This is a genomic window from Janthinobacterium sp. PAMC25594 (genome assembly GCF_019443505.1).
Classification (GTDB): Bacteria; Pseudomonadota; Gammaproteobacteria; order Burkholderiales; family Burkholderiaceae_D; genus Janthinobacterium.
The window spans coordinates 3,383,815-3,406,436 of record NZ_CP080377.1; the positions used below are offsets into that span (position 1 = coordinate 3,383,815).

At 64.8% G+C, this 22,622-nt stretch carries 25 protein-coding genes and 1 pseudogene; 7 read left to right on the forward strand and 19 right to left on the reverse strand.

What is annotated here, in order from left to right; all coding sequences use genetic code 11:
* Nucleotides 1–11: 11 nt before the first annotated feature.
* The 9 genes and pseudogenes from KY494_RS15165 to KY494_RS15200 form a co-directional block, all read right to left on the reverse strand.
* Nucleotides 12–731: a sensor histidine kinase KdpD gene (locus KY494_RS15165; RefSeq protein WP_219887392.1), complete on the reverse strand. Its 720-nt coding sequence runs from the start codon at nt 729–731 to the stop codon at nt 12–14.
* Between the two features lie 157 nt (nt 732–888).
* On the reverse strand, nt 889–2,679 hold the full coding sequence (locus KY494_RS15170; protein WP_219887393.1) for a family 2A encapsulin nanocompartment cargo protein cysteine desulfurase: 1,791 nt from the start codon (nt 2,677–2,679) through the stop codon (nt 889–891).
* Nucleotides 2,654–3,583: a family 2A encapsulin nanocompartment shell protein gene (locus tag KY494_RS15175; RefSeq protein WP_034784363.1), complete on the reverse strand. Its 930-nt coding sequence runs from the start codon at nt 3,581–3,583 to the stop codon at nt 2,654–2,656. Before KY494_RS15175 ends, KY494_RS15170 begins: the two co-directional genes overlap by 26 nt.
* Before the next feature lie 227 nt (nt 3,584–3,810).
* Nucleotides 3,811–4,035: a helix-turn-helix domain-containing protein gene (locus KY494_RS29780; RefSeq protein ID WP_258194940.1), complete on the reverse strand. Its 225-nt coding sequence runs from the start codon at nt 4,033–4,035 to the stop codon at nt 3,811–3,813.
* 57 nt (nt 4,036–4,092) lie between these two features.
* A pseudogene (gene epsC, locus KY494_RS15180) lies at nt 4,093–5,028 on the reverse strand (serine O-acetyltransferase EpsC); the annotation flags it as partial.
* A 19-nt stretch (nt 5,029–5,047) separates the two neighbouring features.
* Nucleotides 5,048–5,545: a rhodanese-like domain-containing protein gene (locus KY494_RS15185; protein WP_219887395.1), complete on the reverse strand. Its 498-nt coding sequence runs from the start codon at nt 5,543–5,545 to the stop codon at nt 5,048–5,050.
* A gap of 214 nt (nt 5,546–5,759) precedes the next feature.
* Entirely contained in the window at nt 5,760–7,391 is a 1,632-nt protein-coding gene (gene mnmC / locus KY494_RS15190; protein WP_219887396.1) for an FAD-dependent 5-carboxymethylaminomethyl-2-thiouridine(34) oxidoreductase MnmC, read from the reverse strand.
* Nucleotides 7,391–7,954: a DNA-3-methyladenine glycosylase I gene (locus tag KY494_RS15195; protein WP_219887397.1), complete on the reverse strand. Its 564-nt coding sequence runs from the start codon at nt 7,952–7,954 to the stop codon at nt 7,391–7,393. The genes mnmC and KY494_RS15195 overlap by 1 nt, the downstream gene beginning before the upstream one ends.
* A 38-nt stretch (nt 7,955–7,992) precedes the next feature.
* Nucleotides 7,993–9,489, reverse strand: a complete 1,497-nt coding sequence (locus KY494_RS15200; protein ID WP_219887398.1) for a PLP-dependent aminotransferase family protein — start codon at nt 9,487–9,489, stop codon at nt 7,993–7,995.
* A gap of 110 nt (nt 9,490–9,599) precedes the next feature.
* Between KY494_RS15200 and KY494_RS15205 the strand changes: the two genes are divergently transcribed.
* Together KY494_RS15205 and KY494_RS15210 are read left to right on the forward strand one after the other, a co-directional pair.
* The gene (locus KY494_RS15205; protein WP_219887399.1) at nt 9,600–10,061 is read left to right on the forward strand and encodes an OsmC family protein; all 462 of its coding nucleotides are present in this window, start codon (nt 9,600–9,602) and stop codon (nt 10,059–10,061) included.
* Entirely contained in the window at nt 10,062–10,715 is a 654-nt protein-coding gene (locus KY494_RS15210) for an FMN-binding negative transcriptional regulator (RefSeq protein ID WP_219887400.1), read from the forward strand.
* A 113-nt stretch (nt 10,716–10,828) separates the two neighbouring features.
* Here the strand turns inward: KY494_RS15210 and KY494_RS15215 are convergent, their stop codons facing one another.
* The 4 genes from KY494_RS15215 to KY494_RS15230 all read right to left on the reverse strand — a co-directional run bounded on the left by KY494_RS15215 (nt 10,829) and on the right by KY494_RS15230 (nt 12,503).
* Nucleotides 10,829–11,266: a CHRD domain-containing protein gene (locus KY494_RS15215; protein ID WP_219887401.1), complete on the reverse strand. Its 438-nt coding sequence runs from the start codon at nt 11,264–11,266 to the stop codon at nt 10,829–10,831.
* Between the two features lie 155 nt (nt 11,267–11,421).
* The gene (locus tag KY494_RS15220; RefSeq protein WP_071080157.1) at nt 11,422–11,979 is read right to left on the reverse strand and encodes a helix-turn-helix domain-containing protein; all 558 of its coding nucleotides are present in this window, start codon (nt 11,977–11,979) and stop codon (nt 11,422–11,424) included.
* Nucleotides 11,980–11,999: 20 nt separating this feature from the next.
* Nucleotides 12,000–12,230 carry a hypothetical protein gene (locus KY494_RS15225; RefSeq protein ID WP_219136179.1) on the reverse strand — a complete coding sequence of 77 codons (231 nt, stop codon included), beginning with the start codon at nt 12,228–12,230 and terminating at the stop codon, nt 12,000–12,002.
* 12 nt (nt 12,231–12,242) lie between these two features.
* Entirely contained in the window at nt 12,243–12,503 is a 261-nt protein-coding gene (locus tag KY494_RS15230) for a hypothetical protein (protein WP_219887402.1), read from the reverse strand.
* 207 nt (nt 12,504–12,710) lie between these two features.
* Here KY494_RS15230 and KY494_RS29785 point away from each other — a divergent pair, with 207 nt between their 5' ends.
* Nucleotides 12,711–12,839, forward strand: a complete 129-nt coding sequence (locus KY494_RS29785; protein ID WP_257572286.1) for a hypothetical protein — start codon at nt 12,711–12,713, stop codon at nt 12,837–12,839.
* 12 nt (nt 12,840–12,851) lie between these two features.
* A complete protein-coding gene (locus KY494_RS15235; RefSeq protein ID WP_219887403.1) occupies nt 12,852–13,532 on the forward strand; it encodes a response regulator in 681 nt (226 codons plus the stop codon).
* Here the strand turns inward: KY494_RS15235 and KY494_RS15240 are convergent.
* On the reverse strand, nt 13,529–16,096 hold the full coding sequence (locus tag KY494_RS15240; RefSeq protein WP_219887404.1) for a TonB-dependent receptor: 2,568 nt from the start codon (nt 16,094–16,096) through the stop codon (nt 13,529–13,531). The two genes, KY494_RS15235 and KY494_RS15240, sit on opposite strands and share 4 nt — an antisense overlap.
* Before the next feature lie 331 nt (nt 16,097–16,427).
* Nucleotides 16,428–17,018 (reverse strand): nicotinamide riboside transporter PnuC, encoded by a 591-nt coding sequence (pnuC, locus tag KY494_RS15245; RefSeq protein ID WP_219887405.1) that lies wholly within the window; start codon nt 17,016–17,018, stop codon nt 16,428–16,430.
* Nucleotides 17,019–17,154: 136 nt separating this feature from the next.
* On the opposite strand from pnuC, the gene KY494_RS15250 reads away from it, so the two are divergent.
* A complete protein-coding gene (locus KY494_RS15250) occupies nt 17,155–17,916 on the forward strand; it encodes an ABC transporter substrate-binding protein (RefSeq protein ID WP_219887406.1) in 762 nt (253 codons plus the stop codon).
* Nucleotides 17,917–17,921: 5 nt separating this feature from the next.
* Here the strand turns inward: KY494_RS15250 and KY494_RS15255 are convergent, their stop codons facing one another.
* Together KY494_RS15255 and KY494_RS15260 are read right to left on the reverse strand one after the other, a co-directional pair.
* Complete coding sequence (locus tag KY494_RS15255) at nt 17,922–18,623, reverse strand: isochorismatase family protein (protein WP_198521362.1); 702 nt, start codon at nt 18,621–18,623, stop codon at nt 17,922–17,924.
* 56 nt (nt 18,624–18,679) lie between these two features.
* Complete coding sequence (locus KY494_RS15260; protein WP_219887407.1) at nt 18,680–19,546, reverse strand: pirin family protein; 867 nt, start codon at nt 19,544–19,546, stop codon at nt 18,680–18,682.
* A gap of 119 nt (nt 19,547–19,665) precedes the next feature.
* Between KY494_RS15260 and KY494_RS15265 the strand changes: the two genes are divergently transcribed.
* Both KY494_RS15265 and KY494_RS15270 read left to right on the forward strand, forming a co-directional pair.
* Nucleotides 19,666–20,571 carry a LysR family transcriptional regulator gene (locus tag KY494_RS15265; RefSeq protein ID WP_219887408.1) on the forward strand — a complete coding sequence of 302 codons (906 nt, stop codon included), beginning with the start codon at nt 19,666–19,668 and terminating at the stop codon, nt 20,569–20,571.
* Nucleotides 20,572–20,617: 46 nt separating this feature from the next.
* Nucleotides 20,618–21,421, forward strand: coding sequence for a metallophosphoesterase family protein (locus KY494_RS15270; RefSeq protein WP_219887409.1), 804 nt, complete (start codon nt 20,618–20,620; stop codon nt 21,419–21,421).
* Here the strand turns inward: KY494_RS15270 and KY494_RS29790 are convergent.
* Together KY494_RS29790 and bla are read right to left on the reverse strand one after the other, a co-directional pair.
* Complete coding sequence (locus tag KY494_RS29790) at nt 21,418–21,546, reverse strand: hypothetical protein (RefSeq protein ID WP_258194259.1); 129 nt, start codon at nt 21,544–21,546, stop codon at nt 21,418–21,420. The two genes, KY494_RS15270 and KY494_RS29790, sit on opposite strands and share 4 nt — an antisense overlap.
* Before the next feature lie 19 nt (nt 21,547–21,565).
* The gene (gene bla / locus KY494_RS15275) at nt 21,566–22,510 is read right to left on the reverse strand and encodes a subclass B3 metallo-beta-lactamase (protein WP_219887410.1); all 945 of its coding nucleotides are present in this window, start codon (nt 22,508–22,510) and stop codon (nt 21,566–21,568) included.
* Nucleotides 22,511–22,622: the final 112 nt, after the last annotated feature.

A 22,622-nucleotide genomic window follows, 5' to 3' on the forward strand; every position in this document is an offset into this window, starting at 1 on the left:
GGCATCCTCGTTCAGGGCAGGCGCAGGATGAAACAGCCGCCGCCCAACGCGCCGCCATTTTCCAGGGCGATGCTGCCGCTATTGCCCCGGTGCTTGTGCATCTTCGCCACTTCGCTGGAGAAATACAGGCCCAGTCCCGTGCTGTTGGTGGAAAAGTTCACGCCGGCCGCCATGCCATCCATGGCCGCGCTGCCCGCGTCGAGCAGCGCCTGCGAGTAGCCGTCGCCATTGTCTTCCACGCGCAGCTCGAGCATATCGTCGTGCTCCTGCACCGACAGGCGGATCGTGTCCTTCGTGTAGCGGATGGCGTTGTTGATGGCATGCGCCAGCACGCCGATGACCAGGTCTTCATCGATGGTCCAGATCAGCTCGGCCGGGCAAGCCGTCTCCAGGCGGATGCCTTTCGAGGCCAGCAGGATCTTTTCCTGGTCCACCACCTGGTCGATGACCTGGCTCACCAGTTGCGGCTGCACGTCGAAGGGGTAGCCGGGCTTGCCCACTTCCTTGTACAGGGCCAGCAGCTGGATCAGGTTATCGTTGAGTCGCTTGGTCTGGTACAGCATCTGCGCCATCTGCAGGTAGGCGGGGTCGGCCTGGGGGGCTTCCTTCGCCTGCTCGGCCGCCAGCAGCGACTCCAAAGTGCCGCTGACCACGCTGATCGAGTTTTTCATGTCGTGCACGGTCGACGCCAGGAACAGGAAAAGCTCGGGCGAGCTGTGTTGATTTTCCACCGGATATCTCCTTGGGGCCGCAGCTTGAATATTGCCAAGGATAAATTATACCGCCAGCCTGCGGACGCCAGCCAGGCGCGCGCAAAGTCCGTGACCTGACGCAACAATGCCGCCCCCGCTGGCGCCGGGGCGGCATTCGCATGACAAGGCGACAATATCAGCGCCGGGCACCCGCCAGGCGGCGCACCACAGCGATCAGCCGGTCGATTTCCTCATACGTGTTGTAGAAGGCGAACGATGGCCGCACCGTCGCTTCCACGCCGAAGCGGCGCAAGATCGGCTGGGCGCAGTGGTGGCCCGAGCGCACGGCGATGCCCTCGTCGTTCAGGGCGCGCCCCACTTCCGCCGGCTCGTAGCCGGCCAGCACAAAAGAAGCCACGCTGGCCTTGTCCAGCGCCGTGCCGATCAGGCGCACGCCGGCAATCGCCTGCAGATGGTGCGTGGCGTATTCCAGCAGCGCGTGCTCGTAGGCGGCGATATTCTCCAGGCCGATGCGCTGCACGTAATCGATGGCCGCGCCCAGGCCCACGGCATCGGCGATATTGCCCGTGCCCGCCTCGAAACGGTTCGGTACGCCCTGGTAGACGGTGCGCTCGAACGTCACGTCGGCGATCATGTTGCCGCCGCCTTGCCATGGCGGCAATTGCTCCAGCAAGTCCGCCTTGCCATACACGGCGCCGATGCCCGTCGGGCCGAACACTTTATGTCCCGAAAACACATAGAAATCCGCACCGAGCGCCTGCACGTCCACGCGCAGGTGCGACACGGCTTGCGCCCCATCGACCAGCACGCGCACGCCGGCCGCATGCGCCAGCGCGATGATCTGCGCCACGGGCGTCACCGTCCCCAGCGCATTCGACACCTGCGTCACGGACACCAGTTTGGTGCGCCCGTTGAGCAGCTTGCGGAACTCGTCGACGATGATCTGGCCGCTGTCGTCGACGGGAATCACGCGCAGTGTCGCGCCCTTTTCCGCCGCCAGCTGCTGCCACGGCACGATATTGGCGTGGTGCTCCAATTGCGACACGATGATCTCGTCGCCGCTGCCGATATATTTTCGGCCGAAGGTATTGGCGACCAGATTGATGCCTTCCGTGGCGCCGCGCACGAAGATGATTTCATTGGGCGAAGCAGCGCCAAGGAAATGGGCGACCTTGGCGCGCGCGGCCTCGTACGCATTGCTGGCGCGCGCCGCCAATGCGTGGGCAGCACGGTGGATGTTCGAATTCTCGTGCGCATAGAAATACGATATGCGGTCGATCACCGATTGCGGCTTGTGCGTGGTGGCCGCATTGTCGAACCACACCAAAGGCTTGCCGTTGACGCGCTCAAGCAACACGGGAAAATCGCGCCGCACGGCATGCACGTCGAATGGCGCGGGGGTTTGGCCATGCCCTTGCTGCCGCGCAGGCAGCTCGGTCTGGAAATAGAACGCGGGCTGGCTGTCAGATGGCGATACGGGCAGCTGGCGCGTGGGCGCGCGCTGCGGCGTGGCAAACAGTCCTCGCAGGTCGTCAGGAGCGGCTTGCCCCAGTCCCTGCTGCGCCAGGCCATCGAGCTTGTCGTGCGATGCGGGATAGCCATGCGCGCCGCCGACAAAATAGTAGGGCGACGGCGCACCGAGGGCGGACAGCCGTGGCGTCGGCACGGAAGCCGGCGCCGGCGCAATCGGCGACTCCAGGGGCGCCGTCACGGGCGGCACTTGCGCCGTCGCCACGCCGGGGGCGATGGCGGCGAACGAAGGGCCGGGCTGCGGCGGCGGACGGTTCACGTAGCGGGGCACCGCATCGAGCACGCTGCCGGAACCGCCAAGGCTGGGCGACTTGTCCAAGCCCGGCAAACGGGCAAAGAATTCACCGGCCAGGCGGTTCAGGGTCGCTTCGTCGGGCAAAAGGGACGACGGCGACAGGGCCGCCGCGCCATCACTTGTAGGTGTCTGGGTAGTCATGGTATTTACCGATCTCCACGTCTTCCAGTACGGCCAGCGCATCGTCGGTCAGCACGGCCAGCGAGCAATACAGCGAAATCAGATAGGACGAAATCGCGTGGCGGTTGATGCCCATGAAGCGCACGGACAGCCCCGGGCTTTGTTCGCCCGCCAGGCCAGGCTGGAACAGGCCGATCACGCCTTGCCGCTGTTCGCCCGCGCGCAGCAAAATGATCTTCGTCTTGCCGTCTTCGATGGGCAGTTTGTCGGACGGCACCAGCGGCACGCCGCGCCACGTCAAAAACTGCGAACCAAACAGGCTGACGGTCGGTGGCGGCACGCCGCGGCGCGTGCATTCGCGGCCAAAGGCGGCAATCGCCAGCGGGTGCGCGAGGAAAAAGCCCGGTTCCTTCCACACTTTCGTCAGCAGTTCGTCGAGGTCGTCCGGCGTGGGCGCGCCCGTCAGGGTAAAGATGCGCTGGTCGTCGTGCACGCTGGCCAGCAGGCCGTAGTCGGGATTGTTGATCAGTTCGCTTTCCTGGCGCTCCTTGATCGTTTCGATGGTCAGGCGCAGCTGCTCCTTGATCTGGTCGTGCGGGCTGCTGTACAGGTCCGATACGCGCGTATGCACGTCGAGCACCGTGCTGACGGCATTGAGAAAATACTCGCGCGGCTGGTCGTCGTAGTCGACGAAGGTTTGCGGCAGTTCCGACTCGTCGCGCTGCGAGCACGCCACGCGCACATCCTTCGGATTTTTCACGCGATTGAGGCGGTAGATACCCGCTTCCACGGGCAGCCATTGCAGCAGGTGCACAAGCCAGCGCGGCGTGATCGTGGATAACTGGGGGACGCTCTTGCTTGCATTGGCCAGCTGGCGCGCGGCGTTATCGCCCAGCGCGAACTGGTTCTCTGTTGCTTCTGCCATGACTACTCCTGATGAGAAAAGTGAATATGCTTATCTGAAAAACAAATAAAGTATCGGATGTCTCCCCTCTTCCCTCAACATGCTATCGCCATCAAAACACGCTTAACCAAACCTACTACGCGTCGCGATTTGCAGCCTGCGATGCTCACTGTGCATTCGCACAGCTGCGCTTCTCGGCCACAACTCACTGCCGCTCGCTACGGTTTTGTTAAGCGTTTTACCCGTTTTTAATCCACCAGCTCCGGTTCGCAGCGGGCCATCAATCCCGCCAGGCCGACGCCCAGCGCGACGGCCAGCTTTTCCACCGTCAGCAGCGACGGCGTGGCGGCGCCCCGTTCGATTTCGCCGATGAACGAGCGGTTCAAGTCGGCCGCTTCGGCCAGCCGCTCCTGCGACCAGCCACGCCCTTCGCGCAACTGGCGCACGGCCAGTCCAAACTGTTTGATCAACATGCTGTCCTCATGGGTGGTGGGCAAAAGCGGGGGGGATGGCGCAGGCAAGTCCGCTGCTTCCTGCTGGTTGTGCGCTTGCGTGACATGGCTGCCGGGCGCCACGCTGCGGGTCAGCCAGACATTGCCGCCGATGACGGAACCCTGGCCGATGGTCACCCGTCCCAGGATCGTCGCACCCGCGTAGATGACCACGTCGTCCTGCAAGATGGGGTGGCGCGCCAGTCCCTTTTTCAGCACACCGTCGGCGCCGGCGGGAAAGCGCTTGGCGCCCAGGGTGACGGCTTGATAAATGCGCACCCTTTCGCCGATGATGGCCGTCTCGCCGATCACCACGCCCGTGCCATGGTCGATGAAAAAGCCGCTGCCGATGATGGCGCCCGGGTGGATGTCGATGCCCGTCTGCGAATGGGCCACCTCGGCAATGATGCGCGCCACCAGCGGCGCGCCCAGTGCATACAGGGTATGCGCCAGGCGGTAATGGATGATGGCCAGGATGCCCGGATAGCACAGCAGCACTTCATCTACGCTGTGCGCGGCCGGGTCGCCATGGAAGGCGGCCGCCACGTCCGTGTCGAGCTGGGCGCGGATGCGCGGCAGCGCGCGGGCGAAGCGCTGCACGATGGCCAGCGCCTGCTGTTCGATGGAGACCGTCTGCTGCAAGCCGTGCTGGCGCGCGTGGTAACTGAGTTCGCGCCGCACCTGTTCGTGCAATCCCGTGAGCGTCGTGTCGAGCGTGTGGCCGACAAAGAAATCTTCGCTCTCCTGCTGCAGGTCGAGGGGTCCCAGGCGCATGGGGAACAGGGCCGCGCACAGGGCTTTGATGATATCGTGCAAATGCTGGCGTGACGGGAATTCGCGCGCGCCGCACTCCTGGTTGCTGGCCAATCCTTCGCGCCACTGTGCGCGCACGGCGCGCAATTCATCGACGATCTGGCGCAGTTCCCATTGCGGCTGCGCGGCAAGGGAGGCGGGGGGAAGGGCTCGCTGGTTCATGGTGGTCCCGGAAAGAGATTTAATCTTGCAGCCAGGGCAGCGCATGCCAGCGCCAGCCGCCGCTGTGGCCACGCTGCTGCTGTTCGTCGAGGTCGCCCTCGAAGCCTTGCGCGATATTGAAGACGTGCGTGAAACCGGCCTTGGCGGCCGCTTCGGCGGCCAGGGCCGAGCGCTTGCCGCTGCGGCACAGCAACACCACGACGGCATCCTTGCCGCCCACCTTCGCTTCCAGTTCGCGCGTAAAGCGGGGATTGCGGTTCATGGACGTGCCGGTGGCCCACGCCACGTGCAGCGAGGCGGGCACGTAGCCGACGAAAGTGCGTTCCTCGTTGGTGCGCACGTCGACCAGTACGGCTTTGCCAGCCTGCACCAGCTGCCATGCATCCTGCGCGCTGACGATGCCCGCATACGGCAAGCCCTGGGCCTGCGCCTGGGCGCGCGCGAGATGGAGTACTTCGTCAAACGCCGCCTCGCCGTGCGCGGCGCGGGGATCGAAAATCAGTTCTGCAGCAGCCATCGTTCCACCTCTTTATTCCGTCGTCAAAAACCAGCACGAGTCCACTGTAGCGAACTTATGTTGTTCGGAAAACAAATTAAAAAGAGTTTGGAAAGCTGAAAAACGTATATGGAGAAATCAAGGTGTGGAACGTCTGAAAATGCCCAGGGCTAGGCGGAGTGCCAAAGACAGTACGAATGTACGGCGAGGCACGACAACAACGCCATGGACTTTTTCAGGCGTTCCGGCGGCGCTCGCGCAGTAAAAACCGGGCAGGATCAAGCGCCTCTGCCAGTTGACGCTCCAGCGGCAACGGCTCCCCCTCCAGCTGGCAAGCCAACAGCTCGGCCGCCAGCGGCGCCCAGATCAGGCCGCGCGAAGCGTAACCGAGCAAACCAAACAGGCCGGGCCAGCGCGGCACGTTGCGCAGGCGCTCGCAGCGGCCTGGCACGCCGGGATCGGGCAAGGCGCCCGCCAGCGGCAGGCGGTCCGCTGCCATGCAGCGAAAGCCCGTGCGCCCGGCCAGCGGCGCCTCAAACGGGGTCACGCCAAGGATGGCGGCGATCTTCGCGATATTGTCTTCCTGGTTCGATGGGCGCAGCTTGGCGTCCGTGTCCGCGTCGTAGCTGGCGCCCACGCAGACGATGCCCTGGTGCGCCGGCGTCATGTAGGCTTCGCGGCAGACGACGAACGGCAGCGATGGCAAGCTGCCTTCGGCCAGGTGCGTGACCTGGCCGCGCACGGCGTCCAGCGGCAGACCGGCCGCCTGCTCAAAATCGACTGCTCCCGTGCCCGTCGCCAGGATGACGGTGGGTGCCGCCGCGATCAGGGCACCGTCCGCATCGCGCACCAGCCATTCGCCGTCGCCACGTTCCAGGCGCAGGGCGCTGCTGGAGAAGCGCCGCGTGAGCAAGGCGCCGCAGGCGTCCAGCATGGCCGCGCAGACGGAGGATGGACGCGCCCAGCCGCCCTGTGCGAACCACCAGGCGCCATCGGGCGCCGGCGCGCCCAGCATGGCGCTCGCTTCGGGCGCTTCCAGCCAGCGGGCGAATTCGCGCGGATACAGGCCGCTGGCGGCGATCTGCCGCTGCACCTGCGCATGCGCGCCGTCGCGCGCCAGGTGCAGCACGCCGCTTTGCGCACCCTCGATGGCGGCACCGATGCCGCCCAGGTCTTTCCAGCGGTTCAGCGAGTACAGGTAGGCGGCGCGCACCAGGCGCGTGGGGATATTGTCATCCTTCGACATCAGCGGCATGAAGATGCCCGCCAGGTTGCCCGACGCCTCGCCGGCCGGCTGCGCGTGGCGTTCAATCAGGGTCACCTTCCAGCCGCGCGCGGCCAGCCGCTCACAGGCGGCCGCGCCGGCCACGCCCGCGCCGATGACGATGGCGCGCCGCTCGGGCGCGGTGACGGCCACGTGCTCTGCGCGCCGCGCATAGAACACGGCGCGCAAGCGGCTTTCGTCGAAGACAAAACCATTCTGTTGCAGCGCCGCGCGCTGTGCCTCGTCCAGGTGCACCGCATGCAGCTGGCCGCCATCGACCATCAGGCGCGCCAGCACCGCCATGGCGGCAGGCACCCAGGCCAGCAGCACTTCATCGACACGCGCCGACAATTGCGCCAGGCAGGCATCGGGTTCGCCGATCAGCACATCGAGCGTGACGAGGCCGTCGTGCGAGACCATGCGGTGCAGGCCCGGCACGCAAAGCGGCCACTGTGCGCGCCACTGCTCGGGCAAGTGGCTGGCATCGACGGGACGCGGCGCCAGCGCGATGTAATGCAGGCGCCGTCCGCCATGCGCCGCACAGGCGGCGCGCAAACGGGCGCCGTCAAAATCCGTGTCGAGCAGGACCAGCGCGCGGCGCATCAATGCCCCGCGCGGCAAAAGCAGGTCGGCGCATGGTCGTTGACCATGCCGATACCCTGCATGTAGGCGTAGACGATGGTCGAGCCGACGAACTTGAAGCCCAGCTTGAGCAAGTCTTTCGACAATGTGTCGGACAAGGCCGTCTTGGCGGGGAATGCGCCCGGCTGCCAGCTATTGACGATGGGTTGGCCATCGACATACGCCCACAAAAAGCTGTCCAGGGTCTGGCCTTGCGCGCGCAGGCGCAAATAGGCTTGCGCATTCGTGATGGCGGCCGCCACCTTCAGGCGGTTGCGCACGATGCCGGGGTCCGCCAGCAGCTGCGCCACCTTCTCCGGGCCATACGCGGCGATCTTCTCCGCGTCCCAGTCATCGAAAGCGGCGCGGTAGGTGTCGCGTTTATTCAAAATGGTTTCCCAGCTCAGGCCAGCCTGCGCGCCTTCCAGGTTCAGCATCTCGAACAGTCGGCGCTCGTCGTGGCAGGGAACGCCCCACTCCGTATCGTGGTAATCAAGGTAGCGGGGATTGGCCGGATTGGCCCAGGAGCAGCGGATGGTGGTCATGGTCGGATTCTTCGTGTGCAGGCAAGCACCAGTATAGTTTATCGGCCGCGCAGCAGGCGCCCCAGTTCCTGCAAGCCGTGCGCCATCTCTGCCGGGGGAATGGCGGCAAAGCCCAATAACAGCCCGGGCGGCGTGGCGCAGGCGGCACCGGCGTCAGGGTCGGCATAGTGCCCCAGAGGGCGCAGTTCGATGCCACGCTCCAGCCCCGCGCGCGACACCGTTTCTTCATCATGGCCGCCGCGAAAATACGCGCACAATTCCAGGCCGCTGTCGGCCGGGCCGCACGCGAGCTGGTCGCCTAGTTCGTGCGCCAGGCCGCGCACCAGCAGGTCGCGCCGCTCGGCATTGCTGTCGCGCGTGCGGCGGATATGCCGGCCAAAGTGGCCCTCGGCGATGAAGTCCGCCAGCGCCATCTGCGGCACGATGGCCGTGTGGCGGTCCATCACGGCCTTGGCTTGCACCAGCGCTTCGGCCAGCGCGGGCGGCGCCACCATGTAACCGAGGCGCAGGCCGGGGAACAGCACTTTCGACAAGGTACCCACGTAGACCACGCAGCCAGCGCGGTCCAGGCTTTGCAGCGACGCCAGCGGCGCGCCCGTATAGCGGTATTCGCTGTCGTAATCGTCTTCCACCAGCCACGCCTTGTGCTGCGCGGCCCAGGCCAGCAGGGCCAGGCGGCGAGGCAGGCTCATGCTCACGCCCAGCGGCATCTGGTGCGACGGCGTCACATAGGCCAGCTTCGCCTGCGGACAGTGCGCCACGCCATACGCCACGTCCAGTCCCTGCGCATCGACGGGCACGGGAAAGACGCGCGCGCCGGCCGCGCGCAAGGGGCCGCTGGCGCCCCGGTAGCCGGGCGACTCCATCCACACAGCGTCGCCCGGTGCCAGCAGAATAGTCGAGAGCATGAACAGCGCCTGCTGCGAACCGGAGGTGATGACGATCTGCTGCGGCGTGCACTGGACGCCGCGCGACGCCTTCAGGTACACGCACAGCAGCTCGCGCAGCGGCAGGTAGCCGGCCGGGTCGCTGTAGCCGAACTGGTGGTCGGGCCGGCGCCAGCGCCGCGCTTCCAGGCGGTTCCACACGTCAAATGGAAAATGGTCGATGCGCGGCATGCCGACGCGGAAAGCGCGCAGCGGGCCCCGGTGGAACGCCACCTGGCGCATGGCCGCCACCACGCCCTGCCCGCGCGCCGACAGGGGCCGCAGCAGGCCGGGCGCATCCAACTTGCCGGCCGGCGCGGCCAAAGGCACGGACAACGGAACGTCGCGGCTGACAAAGGTGCCGCGCCCCACGGCGCCATCGAGATAGCCTTCCGCCGTCAGCAGCGCATACGCATTGAGCACCGTCTGGCGCGACACGGCCAGCAGGCGGCAAAAGTCGCGCGTGGGCGGCAGCTGCATGCCGGGACTCATGCGGCCATCGAGGATGGCGGCCTTGATGGCCGCATACAGCTGGCGGAACAGCGGCTCGATGGCGCCGCGCTGCAGCGGCAAGGCGGCGATGATCTGGTTCAGGTGGGAAGCTGGCATGGCGGGGAAGGCTCTTGAATTGGTAGCTTCAAGATAGCACTTATTGGCTGTTTTAAATAGCCAAGACTGGCGCTAAGATGACGCATCCCCTCTTCTCCCGTGGAGCACCCATGCATCAGTTTTTCGCCACCGTGGCCTGGCAACGCGACGGCCAGGAGTTCGCCGGTCAGTGCTACAGCCGTGGCCATGAATGGCAGTTCGACGGCGGCCTGACGGTACCCGCCTCGTCGTCGCCCCTGTCCGTGCCGCTGCCCATGTCGGTGGCGGAAAATATCGACCCGGAAGAGGCGCTGGTGGCCGCCACGTCGAGCTGCCACATGCTGTTCTTCCTGTCGCTGGCAGCGCAGCGCGGCTACGTCATCGACGACTACCGCGACGACGCCGTCGGCGAGCTGGGAAAAAATGCCGCGGGCCGCCTGGCCATGACGCGCATCGTGCTACGCCCGCGCATCGCCTTTGCGGGAACACCGCCCTCGCGCGAGGCATTGGCTACCCTGCACCACGACGCGCACGAGCGCTGCTACATCGCCAACTCGCTGACGGCCGACGTGGTCGTGGAAGGAGTCGCCTAGATGTACACGCCCGCCAGCTTTCGCGAAGAACGCCTCGACGTGCTGCATGGCCTGATCGATGCGCATCCGCTGGGCGCGCTGGTGCGCCAGAGCGCCGATGGCCTGTGCGCCGACCATCTGCCGTTCGAGATCGCCGCGCCCACGCTTGACGCCCCATTCGGCATCCTGCGCGCCCACGTGGCACGCGCCAACCCGCTGTGGCGCGCGGCTGGCGAAGAGGATGAATGCATGGTGATCTTCCAGGGGCCGCACGCCTACATCACGCCCGCCTGGTATATGGAAAAGCAGCGCAGCGGCAAGGAAGTCCCCACCTTCAACTATGCGGTGGTGCACGCGCACGGCCCCCTGCGCGCCATCGACGACGCGGCATGGCTGCTGGGATTGGTGGAGCGGCTGACGGCGCGCCATGAGGCGGATCAAGTCGCGCCGTGGCGGGTGAGCGATGCGCCGGCCGACTATATCGACAAGCTGTTAAAAGCCATCATCGGCATCGAAATTCCCCTCACGCGCATCACGGGTAAATGGAAGCTGGGGCAGAACCGCAGCCTGCAAGATCAGGCCAGCATGGCGCACGGCCTGGCGCTGGGCCATCAAGCCGGCGCGGCACAGGCGCTGGGCGCGCTGATCGCCGCCAACGTCAAGTCAGCCAGCTGACGGCCGCCGATGGCGGCCAGCGGCGGCAGCGCGCGCCCGTGCAGCATCCGCTGGAGCAAAAAAAGGCCGCTCGCGCGGCCCAAGGAGGTTTCGGAGAAAACGCCGGTGGACGGCTATGGCTTGAGCTGGGCGCGGATCTCGCCTGCCGGGTAGGCGGCGCTGTGCACGTTCACGTACAGGTTGCCGGCCTGGTAGCTCGCATGCTGGGACGGCGTGAGCAGGGTACCAGCCGGCACGGCAAACATGCCTTCGGCGGTTTTCACCAGCGGCACGATGACGGGGCCGTTGGCGCCCACCGGCGCTTCATGGATATGCGCGACGGTAGCCACCATCCCCGTGTAGCGCACGCCGCCCCTGACGCTGCGGTCGTGGGCGACGCGGATATTGCTGCTGCCGGTGGCCGTGCTGGCATTGGCCGGCACTTCCTGCGCGCCCGTCAGGGTGACATCATGGCCGCCCGGATGATGCGGCCCATGGGAACAGGCGCCCAGCAAGGCGGCCAGCGCCAGCACGGTGGCGGCGCGGCGTACGTGTTGTTGCAATGTGCTCATCGCAGATCTCCTTCAACGGACAGCGGATCACGGAGGGCGCCCTGTCCGCATAAGCGGGCCTGCGCCGCACTGGTGTTGCATACTGCGACGGTAACGCCATACCGCCGTGCCCGCTTTGCTGTGCGCCAAACTTGCTGCTCGCCTGCCGTCGCGCCTCAGGCCAGATGCCCTTCCGCCACCCAGCCCCGGTTGGCTGGCGCTGGCTTCGGTTTGGGTGCGATGCCGCTGCTCTTTTCCGCATCGAGGATGATGCTGCGCATGCTGTCGCTGGCGGCCGGCCCCGGCGCGAACGCGTAGTACTCATCATTGATGGGCAAGCCCGTCATGGCGTCGACCAGCACGGGATCGGCAGCCAGGCCCGTGTCGCGGCTGGCGATGACGAGGCTGGCGCCTTCCGGCGCGAAGTTTTCATTGCCCCAGGCGATAAAGGCCAGCAAGACGGGCTTGAAGGCGCGCCCGGACTTGCTCAGCACATAGTCGTAGCGGGGCGGCTTGGCGCAATACAGGCGGCGCGTCATCAAGCCGCCCTCCACCAGGTCCGCCAGGCGGCGCGTCAGGATGGTGGGGGCGATCTTGAGGCTTTTTTCAAATTCGTCGAAGCGCGTCTTGCCATAAAACGCTTCGCGCAGGATGAGGATGCTCCACCATTCGCCCACCTTGCCCAGGCTGCGGGCAATCGGGCAAGGCAAATTATTAAAGTTGGTATGTTTCATGACCATCTCCTCACATTGATTCAACACAACAATCGAAAAAATCTCAGTTGCAACACGAAAACATCAGTACGATCCAATACAAAGTCAGTCACGCCTTTTGCTGCTGATCCGATATGCATCATGCGGCCCGGCTCATCGTCACGGCTGACCTCATCGATGAACACGCGATAGGTGTTTGCCTGCGCGACGGGGCCAGCCTCGGCACGCACACGGCGGAGGTTGAGCGTCAGGGAAGCAGAACCGGCCTTCACGCAGCGCCTGGCTTAACAGTCAACGGTGGCCGCGATGCTCGACTTGCAGGTATCGGGCGCCGGTGCGTTATACGGGGTGCTATTGGTGCGGGCCACACTCACGGTCGTATTGACGTTCACGGCAGTAGCCAGTACACCCTGACTTTGGTCAACGGGGATATGGGCGCTGCCGTTCAGATACACGGCCGCGTCGGCGCCATGCGGCAACAGTGCCGTGCCGGCGACAGCGACGCTGGCGGCAACGATAAGGTGGGGGGAAATAACGCGCAACATGATACCTCCTGATGATGGAACATCATTAATGAGCCCGTCAATATGAAGGACGTCGAGGATAGTCACGGTATTGCCGGCGTTTTTTGGGGCACGCAAACCAGGACAACAAAATATCAGCGCCGGGAGCCAGGAACCTGAGGGCGCCAGTTTTTTTGCCGCATTTACAAAACAGATTTTTTAATAATCGACATTGCTTTAAGTCAATGCATGGGTGAATTATTAGCGATCTGGGAAATCGCCGCTTCTTCTGGCGGAGAAACCTCTTTTGAAACACGAGAAAAACAGAAAAAAAAGAAAAAGCGAGGCATAATAAGCCACAACTTGCTTTTTGGTTAAGTCATCCATGCCATGCCATTGACCAGCGAAACCGTCAAAAAGAACATCTTGATCGTGGACGATTCCGCGTTCGAGCAGCGCATGCTGATGGAGCTGCTCAGCGAGCAGCCCTACCGTTTCAGCATCGCGTTCAACGGCTACCAGGGCTACCAGCTGGCATTGGCCACGCTGCCCGACCTGATCCTGCTCGACGTGCGCATGCCCGAGATGGATGGCTACACGGCATGCCGATTGCTCAAGGCCAATCCCGAAACGGAACAGATACCCGTCATCTTTCTCAGCGGCGCCGATGCCGCCAAGGAACGCATCATGGGCTTGCAGGTGGGCGGTGTCGATTACATTTCGAAGCCGTTCACGCCGGAAGAACTGGCCGCGCGCATTCATATCCACCTGGGGTTGATGCGTAAAAGCAACAGCACCTTACCCATCGCGGTCCCCGCCAGCGAGCGCCAGCAGCATCCCGACCTGGTGTTCGTCAATGCGGTCAAACAGCTCATACTCGACAACCTGGGCAGCCTGCCCAACCTGTCCGACATCGCCCGCAGCGTGGGCACCTACCGCGAAAAGCTGACCCTGATGTTCCGCGAGCAGACGGGCATGACGGTGTTTGCCTTCATCCGCGAAGCGCGCATCGCCCGCGGCGTGGCATTGCTGCAGCAGACGGGGCAGCGGCAGGTGTCAAACGGTCATTAGAACTTGTAGTTCAGCTTGAGCGATGCAAAGCGTCCGCGCGGGTCGCTCTGGGTAAAATCGAAGCCCGAGGCCGAGTAATCCCACGGCGCGCGCTTGTTGGCCAGGTTTTGCACGATGAAGGTGACGTTCGCCTTGGGTGTCACCTGCCAGCTGCTGGTCACGTCGAAGGTGCTGAAAGCGGCTACCGATTCATCGAGGTGCTGTTGTTGCGCATAGCTGCCCACGTAGTTCCAGGTCAGCGTGGACGACCATTTCCCCTGCTCCCAGGTGGCCGAGGTGACGCCGCGCCATTTCGGAATCGAGCCGAAATAATTGGTGCCGGCGCCGTTCGTCAGCGGCGCGCCATCGGACAGCGGCTCGGCAAAGCGCAGCACGCGGCTCAGCTGGCCGGCCAGGGTCAGCTTGCCCCAGTCCTGGTCGACGAAGCGCTGGCGCAGGTCGAGATCGATGCCCGACACATCGCGCTGGCCCTGGTTGCGGAACTGGCGGTACAGGGTCGTGATCCGGCCATCGGCGCCGCGCGCGACCTTTTCCGGCGACGTCAATTCATTGTCCAGGGTGGTGGTGGCGCTTTCCGTGCCGATCACGCCTTCCTGCCGGATGCGGTAGTAATCGAGGCCGATGCTGGAACTGCTGGTGGGCGAAATCACCACGCCCAGGTTCAGGTTTTTCGAGCGCTCGGGGCGCAGCGCCGGATTGGCGATGGTGATGACCGTCACGCCGCGCGACAGCGTCGGCGTCAACGGGTCGCGCGGATCGATCACGCCGGTATAGCTGACAGCCGTGCTGTCGGTGATTTCCGGCAGCGACGGGGCACGGAAGGCGCGCGAAACGGTGCCGCGCAAGAGCAGCCATGGCGCCGCCTGATAGCGGGCGCTGGCCTTCGGCGAAAATGCATTGCCGAAATCGCTGTAATGGTCGGCGCGTCCCGCCACGTTGACGGACAGGTTTTTCACCACGGGCACATTGAATTCGGCGAACAGCGCCGACACGCTGCGCGAACCCTCGATGATATTGAGCGCCGGACGCAGTTCCGTGCCCGACAGCACGGCCGTCGAGGTTTGCGAATCCATCTTTTCGCGGCGCCATTGAAAGCCGGCGGCAAAGCCCAGCGGGCCCGCCGGCAGGTTCCAGATATCCTTGGCCGCCGAGAAGTCGAGCGTGTCGAGCGTCGATTCGGCCGGGCGCAGGGTCGACAGGCGCAGGCGGTTGCGCACCGCTTCGCTGTTCTGCGATGGATCAAAGAAGTTATAACTGCCGTCGGCCAGCACTTTCTGGAATTCGTAGCGGTTGACGAAGTTCTGCACCGTCTCCTCCAGCTTGCTGCTGGAATGGGCCACGGCCGTATCCCAGTCCCAGCCCGCCAGGGTGCCCTTGACGCCCGCCAGCGCGCGGTAGAACGTCACCTTGTCCTGCTTCAGGCGCGGCCCCAGGTCGAACAGGGTCGCCGTGAACGGCAGGGGCGTCGCGCCCGGATTGTTCGGATGGCCCACGGGCAGCACCACGGGAATCGTGTCGAGCCGCTTGGTGCCGTTATTCCACGCGCGCAGCGAGCTGCTCACCGTCAATGGCGCGCTGAAGGTCTGGTCGGCGCGCGAATAGCTGTGCAGCAGGTCGACATAGGCTTCCGTGTCCGCGTTCAGTTTCACGGTGCCGCGCAGCGAGGAGTGGATGCGCTGGATGCCGGGGATCAGGGTTTCGTAGGGCGACGGATTATAGGCCAGCACCTGCCCCGCGCCGTCCGGGTTGATGGCGCTGTACGGCACCAGCTGCAGCGGGCCGCGCACGCCGCCGAGGGTCTGCGTGGGATCGGCGCCCGCGTAATTCGTCACGTTCCAGCCCAGGCTGCCGCGCTGCTGCTGGCGGAAATCGGCATCGCGCAGCCACGCCACGTCGCTTTGCTGCAGCTTGTCGCGCTGCTGCGCGTCGACCGAGAAGACCACGCTGTAGCCATCTTCCTCCAGCTTGCCGAAGCCCGTTTGCAGCGCCGCGCTCTTTTCGTGCTGGCCCGTGCCTTGCGTCGAGCCGCCCCATTGCGCCGTGATGTCCGTGCCCGTGAATTCCTTGTACAGGATGATGTTGACCACGCCGGCCACGGCGTCGGAGCCATACACGGACGAAGCGCCATCCTTGAGCACTTCGATGCGCTGCACGGCCGCCATCGGCAGGCTGTTCAGATCGACGAAGGTCTGCTGCAAATCCTGCGCCGTGGCGTAGCTGGCCACGCGGCGGCCATTCACCAGGATCAGGGTGTTTTGCTGGCCGATGCCGCGCAGCGACAGGCCCGAGGTGCCGGCCGAGAAACTGCCCGTATATTGTTCGTTGTAGCTGTTGCCGCTGTTGGCGGAGATGGCGCGCAGCACATCCGAAACGCTGGTCTTGCCGCTGGCTTTCAACTCCTTGGCCGTGATGACTTGCACGGCGCTGGCACCCTCCTTTTCGCTGACGCGGATATTCGAGCCGGTGACGTTGACTCTCGCCATTGCCTCCTCGGCGTGGGCGATGGTGGAGACGGCGGGAAACGCGGCGGCGATGGCAAGACTGATGGCGAGTGGTTTGAACATGGTTTCCTCTTATTGGGATTGAGCCTTTTTCCGATAAAAAAGGCCGAGCAGGGGCACGCGGACCGGGTAGGCCAGCGGGCAAACGACAACGAGCTGAATGGGAATGACTTAGGGGATGCGTGGACGGGCACGCACCGGCATCGACTGCGCCATGCATGGCATGGTCAGCTGGTTCCGGGCGGCATAAAAACAGGCAGAAAGACTAAAGCGCAACATAAAAGACACCGGTAAGCGGGGAAAGGCCACTATATCCCGGTGTCTTTATGGCGTGAACGAATTAAAAATTGATTGTATATACGATTTGAATCTAAGGACTTGGCGTTTGGCAATATCAGGCGTCGACCATCGCCTGCGGCGCGGCCGCCGCGCGGCGCGCCTGCACGCCCCACCAGTACCAGGAAATCAGCGCATTGACCCAGTAGGCCGCATACAGCACGGCCGTCAGGTGCAGGCCGCGGCTGTAGTACAGCGGCACGGCCACGGTGTTGACCAGCAGCCAGAAGGCCCAGGTCTCGATGCGTCGGCTCATCAGAAGGAATTGGGCGATGATGCTAAATACCAACACTGCCGAATCGATGAACGGCGCGTAGGCATTCGTAAACCGATGCAGCAGCATGCCGTAGATGACCACGGAGGCGATACCGGCCGGCACCACCCAGGCCAGGCTGCGCCAGCCCGTGCGCGTGATCGGTAACGGCTTGCCGCCCGCGCCGCGCCGCCATTGCAGCCAGCCGATGACGCAGGTGACGATGAAAAACAGCTGCAGCATCACGTCGGCATACAGATTAACCTGGAAAAACAGCACGGCAAACAGCACGCAGCCGACGATGCCGATCCACCAGGAATGAATATTATTGCGTCCTGCCAGGATGATGGAAGCAGTCATCAAGACATTGGCGGCGATCTCGAGCGGGGGAGTCAAGCGGATTTCCTTAGAATGAAGGCAGGCCGCCACTATAGCCCATTTGATATCCGCAACCAGCCATGCACTGCTTGACTTCCATGGCCATTCTGGCAAATTGGCAAACAGTACCCCTGAACCACTGCGGAGATGTTCCATGCGCTTGCGCCACGTGCTGCTTGCGGCAATGCTGCTCGGCAGCGTCCTGCCCGCCCAGGCCTGCCGCATGACGATGGCGCTCGAGCAATGGCCGCCCTACCTGTATCGCGATGCACAAGGCAGCTATACGGGGCTGGACCTGGAGCTGCTGCGCGCCATTTTCAAGGAAGCGCGCTGCACCTTGCTGAGCGTGCCGGAACTGCCCACGGCGCGGCGCCAGCTGCTGTTCCAGAAAGGCGAACTGGACCTGCTGCCCGCCGCCTCCGACACCTCGGAGCGCCATGCGTATGCGCGTTTCAGCGTGAGCTACCGCGATGAAACCGTGGGCATCTTCGGCAAGGCCGGCACGCACGCCGTGCAGCGCCAAGTCGGCAGCTTCGACCAGCTCGCGCGCGGCAAGTCGACCTTGCTGGCGCCCAAGGTGGGCTGGTATGGGGCAGACTATGCGGCGGCCCGGCCGGCGCTGGAAAAGGCCGGCCGCCTGAATACCTTCGGCAGCTTCCGGCAGGGCATCCTCATGCTCGACGCGGGCCGCGCCGACCTGTTGCTGGGCGACGTGCTGGCCGTACGCCACGCAGCGCGCCTGCAGGGCGTTGCCTTGAACACCCTGCCCTTCCTGGTCCTGCGCGCCCCCGTGCACCTGATGCTCAACGCGCGCACGACCAGCGCCGACGACCTGGCGCGCCTGAACGCCGCCATCACGCACCTGGAACAGCGTGGCGTGCTGGCGGCGATACGTGCCCGCTATGAAGCGCCGTAAGGCGATCAGCCCTTGCTGGCCGCTTCCAGGATTTCCAGCTTCGTTTCGCGGCCATTCTTTTGCACGCCCTGCGCCTTGTCGTAGCTTTCGATCAGCGCGCGGTACGGCGGCACGATATGGTCCGTCATGATGGCGGCGAACTCCATCGCATCGGCGCGGTTCCAGGTGCTCATCACTTCCGCCAGCACCGCATACGTATCGATCGGCACGGCGCCAGCCTGCGTCACGCGCGCCATGGTGATGTCAGTCGCCATCTTCGACCAGTTGCCGGATGCGTCGATGATGGCAAACACCTTGTAGCCGGCCGCCAGCGCGCTGATGGTGGGAAAGGCCATGCACACGCTGGTCAGCGTGCCGGCGATCAGCAGGGTCTTGCGGCCCGTCTTTTCGATGGCCTCGACCCAGGCCGGATTGTCCCAGGCATTGATCTGGCCCGTGCGCGGGATGTAGACGGCTTCCGGGTTGAAATGGTGGATTTCCGGGATCAAGGGGCCGTTCGGGCCGTCGGGCACGGAAGCGGTGGTAAAAGTTGGCATGTTGGCCAGGCGCGACAGCTTGGCCAGCGCCGTGACGTGGCCGCGCAGCACGTGCTGCTCGATGTCGCGCACCAGCTGGAACAAGCCGCTCTGGTGGTCGATCAGCAGCATGACGGCGTCGTCGGGATCGATCATCGGTGGCAAACCTTGGAAGTTGGCGGGGGTGCTCATGGTGGTCTCCTGAAAAACCATGCCGCAGGATGCGGCATGGATACTGCATAAAATGACTACGGCGCGATGCGGGCAAAGCGGCCGCTGTTGAAATCCTCGAACGCCTGCACGATTTCCGCTTCGGTGTTCATGACGAAGGGACCATGGCCGACGATGGGCTCGTCGATCGGCTCGCCGCTCAGCAGCAGCACCACGGCATCGCTGTTCGCCTCGACGGTGATGCTGTCGCCATCGCGCCCGAACAGCGCCATCTGCGCTTCGCGCACCACGCTCTCGCCATTGACCAGCAGCGTGCCGTGCAGGACAATCAGCGCCGTGCTCCAGCCGGCGTGCACCGGCAGCTCCGTCAGCTTGCCCGGCGCCAGGCGCACATCCCACACCCGCATCGGCGAGAACGTGCGGGCCGGGCCATGCTGGCCGTCGAAGTCGCCGGCGATCACGCGCACCGAGCCGGCACCGTCGGGCAGCGTCACCGTGGGAATGGTGTCGCTGGTGATGGCCTGGTAGCCGGGCGCCGTCATCTTGTCTTTCGCCGGCAGGTTCACCCACAGCTGCACCATTTCCAGCGTGCCGCCCGACTGCGTGAAAGCAGGCGAGTGAAACTCTTCATGCAGGATGCCGGCGCCGGCCGTCATCCACTGCACGTCGCCGGGGCCGATCACGCCGCCCTGGCCCGTCGAATCGCGGTGCGCCACTTCGCCCTTGTAGACGATGGTCACCGTTTCAAAGCCGCGGTGCGGGTGCGAACCGACGCCGGGCGGACGCGTGCCGGGCGCAAATTCGGCGGGGCCGGCATAGTCGAGCAGCAGGAAGGGGCTCAGCTGCTTGCCATGGCCGGTGTACGAAAACATCGAGCGCACGGGGAAACCGTCGCCGACCCAGTGCTGGCGCGGTGCGCTGTAGATACCTGTGACTGTGTTCATCTCGATCTCCTGTTGGGGTTTGCATTACGATGGAAACAGAATACTCTTGCAACGATAGAGGCGGTAGACGGTAAAATTCGCCATCAGCGTTCCAAAAATAGAACGATCAAGGAGGCGGCATGCAGGATTTGAACGATTTGTATTATTTTGTGCAGGTGGTCGACCATGGCGGCTTCGCGCCGGCCGGACGCGCGCTGGGCATGCCGAAATCCAAACTCAGCCGGCGCATCGCGCTGCTGGAAGAGCGCCTCGGCGCGCGCCTGCTGCAGCGCACGACGCGGCATTTCTCCGTCACCGACGTGGGGCAAACGTTTTACGAGCATTGCAAGGCGATGCTGGTGGAAGCGGAAGCGGCGCAGGAAGCGATCGAGCTGACGCGGGCGGCGCCGCGCGGCACGGTGCGCCTGTCCTGCCCCATCGCCCTGCTGCATTCCCTGGTCGCGCCCATGCTGGCCGGCTTCATGCGCGAGCATCCGCAGGTGACCCTGCTGCTCGAAGCGAGCAACCGCCGCGTCGACCTGGTGGCCGAAGGCATCGACGTGGCCATCCGCGTGCGTCCGCCGCCGCTGCCCGACAGCGACCTGGTGCTGCGCGTGCTGGCCGAGCGCAGCCAGTGCATGGTGGGCAGCCCGCTGCTGTTCGGCGACGCCGCCAGGCCGACAGCGCCGGCCGACCTGGCCGACTGGCCCAGCCTGGCCCTGGGCATGCCGCAACAGCACTACCAATGGGATTTGTACGGCCCGGACGGCGCGCGCGCCCAGCTGCGCCACGTGCCGCGCTTCGTCACGGGCGACATGCTGACCTTGCGCGACGCGGCCGTGGCCGGCGTGGGCGTGGTGCAGCTGCCGACCATGATGATCGTCGAACAGGTAGCCAATGGCAGCCTGCTGCCGCTGATGGCGCAGTGGCGGCCGCAGCGCGAAATCATCCACGCCGTCTTCCCGTCGCGGCGCGGCCTGCTGCCGGCCGTGCGCGCGCTGATCGACTACCTGGCGCACAGCTTCGCCGCGCTGGAGGAAGAGTGACGGTTTTCAGGTACGATGGCGTACTCCCGAATCGCCTGGATACCGCATGCGTTTATTGATTCTGTCTGACCTGCACCATGAGTTATGGCGCGAGGATGCGCCGCAAGGCGATCTTGCGCTCAGCCGTCCCGACGCCGTGATCCTGGCCGGCGACATCGACACAGGCACCCGCGCCGTCGCCTGGGCGGCCAGCACGTTTGCGGGCCTGCCGGTGCTGTACGTGCATGGCAACCACGAAGGCTATGGCCACCATCTGGACAAGGTGCGCCAGGAATTGCGCGCGGCCTGCGCCGCCACGGACAACGTGCATTTTCTCGACGCCGACAGCCACGTCATCACCGACCAGGCCGGCAAGCAGGTGCGCTTCCTGGGCGCCACCCTGTGGACGGATTTCCGCCTGCTGGGCGACGATACGCGCCAGGCGGCCATGCGCAACGCGGAAGCCGTCATGAACGACTACAAGCGCATCCGCCTGGCCAACATGGGCTTTCGCAAGCTGCGCGCAGCCGACACGGCCATGTTCCACGCGCAGCAAAAAGCCTGGCTGGCGCGCGAACTGGCGCAGCCGTTCGAGGGCCGCACCGTCGTCATCAGCCACATGGCGCCGTCGCTGCTGTCGGTCGATGATGCGTACGGCAGCGAGGCCTGTTCGCCCGCCTATGCCTCGCGCCTGGACGACCTGGCCGCGCAGGCGGACCTGTGGGTACATGGCCACCTCCACGTCTCGCACGACTACCGCATCGGCCAGTGCCGCGTCGTAGCCAACCCCTGCGGCTACAAGACGCGCAGCGGCACGCCGCAAAATCCCGCTTTTGATCCGAACTTCATCGTCGAGCTGGCCCCGCGTTAATCCTCGGGCTTCAGGCGTCCCGCCAGCCATTGCTGCAGGCGGTGCTTGCCGGCGCCGCCGCGCAGCCTGGCGGCGGCCACCAGCGGGTTGCGCGGCTTGGGCGTGGCTTTCACTTTGATTTTCATGGCGCATGCACCAACGTTGTTATTTTGTCGCAGCCGCCTTTTCCTTGGCGATGCGGGCATCGAGCTTGGCTTCATTCCTGGCCGCGTAATTGCTGCACGCCTGCGCATCGATGAAGGGATTCGGCGTGACGCCTTCCAGCAATTGCGTCAGCTTGCCGTCGCCGCCGGAGTGGTCGGGGTGGGCCGAGATCAGGATGTCGCACGGCAGTCTGGCGAAGTCCTGCATGACGCGGCGGAAGGCCGGCGTCAGGTCCGCATGGCGTTCGTCGCCCAGGTAGTGAAAATCGTCGGCCGCCACCGGCGTGAGGCTGGCGCCGAACACCACGTTCAGGCAGTCCTGACGCTGCGCATCCTCGCACGAGACCCAGGTCCAGCTGGTGCTGCCCGGCGTATGGCCGGGCGTGTAGCGCGCCGTGATGGTCACGTCGCCCAGTTGCAGGGTTTCGCCATCGGCGATCTCGCGCACGTTTTCCACGGCCGGCATGGGGTCGATTTCGCCCGCTTGCGGGTCCATGGCGAGCACCGAGCCCGCGCGCAGCGCCTGCGCTCCGAGCGGACTGGCGACCACTTGCGCGCCGCTGTCGCGGGCCAGGGCGGCGACGCCGCCCGAATGGTCGAAATGCGCTTCCGTATTCAGGATGAACTTAATGTCTTGCAGGCGAAAACCCAGTTCAAGGATATGCTCCTTGATGGCGGCCACCGATTGCGGCAACGCGCCATCGATCAGGATCAAGCCGTCGCGCGTGTCGATCAGCACCACGCTCAGACCGCCCACGCCCACGTAATACGTGTCGCCGTGGATGCGCGCCGGCTGCTGCGGGCGGTTCCACTGCGCCGCATACGGCGAGGCGATCGGCTGCGTCAGGGGATCGATGGCGGGCGTGGCGGCATGCGCCGTCAACGGCAGTGCCATGGCGGCCAGCACGATGTTCAGCAAGGTCTTGGGAAGGAAGAAAGGCGGCATGCGGCTCCAGGAGTGAGTGTGTGGTAATCGATGCCATAGGGTAACGTCGCCACCCTGCGCGGTCAAGCAGACGGACGCAGCGACTTGCGCTACGATAGAGGCCCATTCACTG

What these genes read in the sequence shown, in the direction of transcription:
- KY494_RS15195 (WP_219887397.1), bottom strand. Translation starts at nt 7,954, where the DNA reads ATGACCACCATCCGCTGCTCCTGGGCCAATCCGGCCAATCCCCGCTAC.
- KY494_RS15210 (WP_219887400.1), top strand. Translation starts at nt 10,062, where the DNA reads ATGTACACGCCCGCCAGCTTTCGCGAAGAACGCCTCGACGTGCTGCAT.
- KY494_RS15175 (WP_034784363.1), bottom strand. Translation starts at nt 3,583, where the DNA reads ATGGCAGAAGCAACAGAGAACCAGTTCGCGCTGGGCGATAACGCCGCG.
- KY494_RS15250 (WP_219887406.1), top strand. Translation starts at nt 17,155, where the DNA reads ATGCGCTTGCGCCACGTGCTGCTTGCGGCAATGCTGCTCGGCAGCGTC.
- KY494_RS15235 (WP_219887403.1), top strand. Translation starts at nt 12,852, where the DNA reads ATGCCATTGACCAGCGAAACCGTCAAAAAGAACATCTTGATCGTGGAC.
- KY494_RS15215 (WP_219887401.1), bottom strand. Translation starts at nt 11,266, where the DNA reads ATGAGCACATTGCAACAACACGTACGCCGCGCCGCCACCGTGCTGGCG.
- KY494_RS15185 (WP_219887395.1), bottom strand. Translation starts at nt 5,545, where the DNA reads ATGGCTGCTGCAGAACTGATTTTCGATCCCCGCGCCGCGCACGGCGAG.
- KY494_RS15255 (WP_198521362.1), bottom strand. Translation starts at nt 18,623, where the DNA reads ATGAGCACCCCCGCCAACTTCCAAGGTTTGCCACCGATGATCGATCCC.
- mnmC (WP_219887396.1), bottom strand. Translation starts at nt 7,391, where the DNA reads ATGCGCCGCGCGCTGGTCCTGCTCGACACGGATTTTGACGGCGCCCGT.
- KY494_RS15240 (WP_219887404.1), bottom strand. Translation starts at nt 16,096, where the DNA reads ATGTTCAAACCACTCGCCATCAGTCTTGCCATCGCCGCCGCGTTTCCC.
- KY494_RS15205 (WP_219887399.1), top strand. Translation starts at nt 9,600, where the DNA reads ATGCATCAGTTTTTCGCCACCGTGGCCTGGCAACGCGACGGCCAGGAG.
- KY494_RS15200 (WP_219887398.1), bottom strand. Translation starts at nt 9,489, where the DNA reads ATGCCAGCTTCCCACCTGAACCAGATCATCGCCGCCTTGCCGCTGCAG.
- KY494_RS15260 (WP_219887407.1), bottom strand. Translation starts at nt 19,546, where the DNA reads ATGAACACAGTCACAGGTATCTACAGCGCACCGCGCCAGCACTGGGTC.
- KY494_RS15170 (WP_219887393.1), bottom strand. Translation starts at nt 2,679, where the DNA reads ATGACTACCCAGACACCTACAAGTGATGGCGCGGCGGCCCTGTCGCCG.
- KY494_RS29785 (WP_257572286.1), top strand. Translation starts at nt 12,711, where the DNA reads ATGGGTGAATTATTAGCGATCTGGGAAATCGCCGCTTCTTCTGGCGGA.
- KY494_RS29790 (WP_258194259.1), bottom strand. Translation starts at nt 21,546, where the DNA reads ATGAAAATCAAAGTGAAAGCCACGCCCAAGCCGCGCAACCCGCTGGTG.
- KY494_RS15270 (WP_219887409.1), top strand. Translation starts at nt 20,618, where the DNA reads ATGCGTTTATTGATTCTGTCTGACCTGCACCATGAGTTATGGCGCGAG.
- KY494_RS15230 (WP_219887402.1), bottom strand. Translation starts at nt 12,503, where the DNA reads ATGTTGCGCGTTATTTCCCCCCACCTTATCGTTGCCGCCAGCGTCGCT.
- KY494_RS15220 (WP_071080157.1), bottom strand. Translation starts at nt 11,979, where the DNA reads ATGAAACATACCAACTTTAATAATTTGCCTTGCCCGATTGCCCGCAGC.
- KY494_RS29780 (WP_258194940.1), bottom strand. Translation starts at nt 4,035, where the DNA reads ATGTTGATCAAACAGTTTGGACTGGCCGTGCGCCAGTTGCGCGAAGGG.
- KY494_RS15265 (WP_219887408.1), top strand. Translation starts at nt 19,666, where the DNA reads ATGCAGGATTTGAACGATTTGTATTATTTTGTGCAGGTGGTCGACCAT.
- bla (WP_219887410.1), bottom strand. Translation starts at nt 22,510, where the DNA reads ATGCCGCCTTTCTTCCTTCCCAAGACCTTGCTGAACATCGTGCTGGCC.